Annotated in this window: 3 protein-coding genes; 2 read left to right on the top strand and 1 reads right to left on the bottom strand. The window is 56.7% G+C overall.

Annotated features, from left to right (window positions below; translation table 11 throughout):
- Positions 1–88 precede the first annotated feature (88 nt).
- Positions 89–1,018 carry an FTR1 family protein gene (locus V6D20_02045; GenBank protein ID HEY9814579.1) on the bottom strand — a complete coding sequence of 310 codons (930 nt, stop codon included), beginning with the start codon at positions 1,016–1,018 and terminating at the stop codon, positions 89–91.
- A gap of 119 nt (positions 1,019–1,137) precedes the next feature.
- Here V6D20_02045 and rlmD point away from each other — a divergent pair, with 119 nt between their 5' ends.
- Both rlmD and lpxD read left to right on the top strand, forming a co-directional pair.
- On the top strand, positions 1,138–2,538 hold the full coding sequence (rlmD, locus tag V6D20_02040; GenBank protein HEY9814578.1) for a 23S rRNA (uracil(1939)-C(5))-methyltransferase RlmD: 1,401 nt from the start codon (positions 1,138–1,140) through the stop codon (positions 2,536–2,538).
- Positions 2,539–2,769: 231 nt separating this feature from the next.
- Positions 2,770–3,798 (top strand): UDP-3-O-(3-hydroxymyristoyl)glucosamine N-acyltransferase, encoded by a 1,029-nt coding sequence (gene lpxD / locus V6D20_02035; GenBank protein HEY9814577.1) that lies wholly within the window; start codon positions 2,770–2,772, stop codon positions 3,796–3,798.
- Positions 3,799–4,134: the final 336 nt, after the last annotated feature.

Below are 4,134 nucleotides of genomic sequence, written 5' to 3'. Positions count from 1 at the left end.
AGATAAGTTTATAGATAAGTTCTTTGATTTTAATAGTTTCTTCGAAGATCATGCAATTTATTTTCCTGAAGATATGGTCGCTGTCCGATCACGGTGATGCTTGTTTTGATGTAGGCGATCGCCCCCAGCCCATAGCGCCTTGAAGATAGGTTAACCCTACCGTAGACAAAAATCCAACATAGGCGATTGCCTGCGCCAGATAGAGCGTTTGGGTATAGCCAAAAAATGCTTTGAGTAAGATACCGGGAAATTGGCGATCGGGAAGAATCTGGCTCAGATCCCAGACTTGTGGCCCTAGAATACAGGCACCGCCGGGGGCACAGAGATCTGACCAGGCGGGATCGTAGAGGGATAAAAGCTGCAGCGCCGCATCTAGATGTCGTAAAGCCGAAACGACGAGACCAGCTACGATCAACAGCAGCAAGACTCCCATCACCTGGAAAAAGCGCCGCAGATTAATTTTGATGCCCAGTTGAAACAATAGGGTACCGATCACCACCGCACCGGCTAGTCCAGCGATCGCTCCCGCCACAGGCACCCAGCCCTGCTGGAACTTGGCCGCAATGAACAGCACCGTCTCAAAGCCTTCCCGCAGAACCGCAATGGCAATTAGCGAAAATACGCTCCATCCAGCGGCTAGCCCTGTACGATCGACGGCGCTGGAAATAGCTCCTTCCACATCCGCCTTCATCGACTTGGCCTGCTGGGTCATCCAAATCAACATCCAGCTTAGGAGGGCGATCGCCGCCAGCTCAAATCCACCTTCTAACGCCGGTTTCGCGATCGCTCCATAGCCCTGCTCCGCCTGAGATAGCTTGGTCAGCAGCGAGAGCAGCAGCGCACCAATCACAAGGCTGCCCGCCACCCCCGCCCCAATGCCGCCATAGACCCAGCCATGGAGCCGCAACTGATTGGCCTTTTGTAAGTAGGCCATGACAATGCCCACCACCAGCGCTGCTTCCACACCTTCACGCAATGTAATCACAAAAGTCGGCAAGGCCGCTGTCAGATCGGTCATACTAGTAAATTCTGAGATTTTATGGCATGGGGGCATGGCCCCAGTCCCGTAAGATATTGTAACGAGTTTGAGGGTGGCCCATAGGTTCACCGCTCAAGTCCCACAGGAGCGATCGCATTTTGGTAGACCTACAGCCGTCCGAATTAGACCCAACCCCCGCGCCCGATTGGCAGCAGGGCGACCTCATTTCCCTAGACATTGACGACCTCAGTTCCGGAGGCGACGGGGTCGGACGCTGGCAGGGTCGGGTCGTCTTTGTGCCCGACAGCGTTCCCGGAGACCATGCGGAGGTGCGGCTGGTGCGGGTCAAGCGCCAATATGCCCATGGCAAGCTGCGCAAGGTGATCACCTCATCGCCCCATCGAGTGCGGCCAGCCTGCATTGTGGCGGATAAATGCGGCGGCTGTCAGTGGCAATCGGTCAGCTATGAACAGCAGCTTCAGTCGAAGTATCAACAGGTGGTGCAGGCCCTAGAACGCATTGGCGGCTTAGAAAATCCGCCGGTGGATCAACCCCTACCCTCTGCCCCCCTGGCCTATCGCAATAAAGTCACCTATCCCCTAGCCATGTCTGGCGAGAAGGTGCAGGCGGGCTACTACCAAAAGGGTAGCCATCGCTTGGTCAACCTTAACCAATGTCCCGTTCAGGACGAGCGCCTAAATCCCCTCCTGGCCGAGATCAAGCAAGATATTCAGCGGCGCGGCTGGCCCATCTATCGCGAAAAGCCCCATCGTGGCCTTCTGCGTCACGTCAGCTTCCGCATTGGGCGACGCACAGGGGAACTGTTGCTGACCCTGGTGTCCACCGATTGGGATATTCCTGGCATTGAGGAGCAGGCCCAGCAATGGCTCAACCGCTACCCAGACCTCGTGGGCGTGTGCGTGAACCTGAATGGCGATCGCACCAATGCCATTTTTGGTCCCGAGACCCGCTGTGTGGCTGGGCAGCATTATCTAACGGAACAGTTTGCCAATCTGACCTTCCATATCCAGTCCACCACCTTTTTCCAAGTCAACACCGAGCAAGCCGAGGCGCTGCTGAATGTCATCCTGGAGGAACTAGCCCTAACCGGCACAGAGCGCATTGTGGATGTTTACTGCGGCATTGGTACCCTGACCCTGTCGATCGCCCAACAGGCTGAATCCGTTATTGGCATTGAGCTACAGCCCGAGGCCGCAGAGCAGGGCCAGGATAATGCCATCCTCAACGGCATCGCCAACACCGTTTTCCTCGCTGGCTCGGCGGAGCGGTTACTAGCAGAAACGGTGCGATCGCTCTCCGCTGCCCCAGACGTGATCCTGCTTGATCCGCCCCGACGCGGCTGTGACCCGTTTGTGCTCGAAACCTTACTGGAGGTGATGCCCGAGCGGATTGTCTACGTGAGCTGCAACCCCGCCACCCTCGCCCGCGACCTAATGCGGCTTTGTGAAAGCGGCTATCGTCTGGCCCGCGTGCAGCCCGTGGATTTCTTTCCCCAAACCGCTCATATTGAATGTGCGGCCTTTCTGGTACGGCGTTGAAACAGGTACGGGATGCGGCAGTCGCGCCACTCTAGCGATGGCAAGCCTTTTGACGTCGCCTAATGCTCAAATCCTGATGAGAAGAGGGTTGAGCGACGTTGAAACCCGATAGATCTCATTGAATTGAGCCCACCTACTTGTGAGATGTGGTTCAACATCCTGCCGAATCCCCTGAATGTCCCTGGATCAGGGGAAGATGAGTAATGTCGTTGACCAGTGTGATGTTTTGCCATGCCCACGATCAACCTGAGCCAAATTGCCCAGCATCTCCAGTCCCAGCACACTACTGCCCAGGATCCGGAGATCAGCGGTGTGGCGGCCATTGACGAAGCCCAACCTGGACAACTGAGCTACATTGAAGGCGAAACCTTCGCCGCTCAGATTGCCACCACCCAGGCCAGCGCCTTGATTTTGCCCATGAATGAGGCCTTGCAGGCAGCGGCCGATGCTCGCCAACTGGCTTGGGTGAGCGTTCCCCAACCCCGTCTTGCCTTTGCCCAAGCGATCGCTCTTTTTTACCAACCCTTCAAACCCGCCCCTGGCATTCATCCCAGCGCCGTCATTGATCCATCGGTACAGCTCGGAGAGGGGGTGTCCATCGGAGCCCATGTGGTGCTTCAGGCTGGCGTGCGTTTGGGAGATGGCGTGTGCATCCATCCCAACGTCGTCGTCTATCCGGGGGTGCAGATTGGCGATCGCTCCCTCCTCCATGCCAACTGTGTCATCCATGAACGCAGCATCCTAGGAGCTGACTGCGTCATCCATAGCGGTGCCTGCATTGGGGCAGAAGGCTTTGGCTTTGTCCCCACAGCCGAGGGCTGGTTCAAGATGGAGCAGTCGGGGCAGGTGGTCTTGGAAGATGGCGTAGAAATTGGCTGCAACTCGGCGGTCGATCGTCCCGCTGTTGGCGAAACCCGCATCCGCCGCCATACCAAACTCGATAACTTGGTGCATGTGGCCCACGGCTGTCAGATCGGCGAAGCTTGCGCCATGGCGGCCCAAGTGGGTCTAGCGGGCGGGGTGAAGGTGGGCAATCGGGTGATTTTGGCAGGACAGGTGGGTATTGCCAACCAGGTGACCATCGGTGATGGCGCGATCGCCACGGCCCAGACCGGCGTCCACCGCGATGTGGAACCAGGAGCGATCGTCTCCGGCTATCCAGCCATTCCCAACCGTCTCTGGCTAAAAATTTCCGCCGTATACAATCGTCTACCGGACATGTACCAATCCCTACGGGAAATTCGCCGTCAACTCAAGTAGGCAGGCTCTCAATTAGGAATTCCAATCAAGTCAGGAATTCCAATCAGGTCAGGAATTCCAATTAGGATATGAGGAGAGAGCCGGGCGCAGTCTGGCCTATCTAAACCATGCTGTACCGATCCGACTCCCCCTGCGAATGCCTCGAACGGCTTCTGCTCCTCTATTTACCGCCGTAGTAAAACGCGATTTCCTTATCCTTGAGCGGCGCAAAATCTGCCTCGATCAATTTTTGGTTCAACTCCGCCTGGGGCAGATGTTTCGCACCAATCCGCACAATCCGCGATCGCATCGTATTGCTCACACCACTGCGCTGCCGGTTGGACTCGTAGCCCATGA

The sequence above is a fragment of the Candidatus Obscuribacterales bacterium genome (assembly GCA_036703605.1).
Classification (GTDB): Bacteria; Cyanobacteriota; Cyanobacteriia; order RECH01; family RECH01; genus RECH01.
This window is presented reverse-complemented; position numbering and strand designations above follow the sequence as displayed.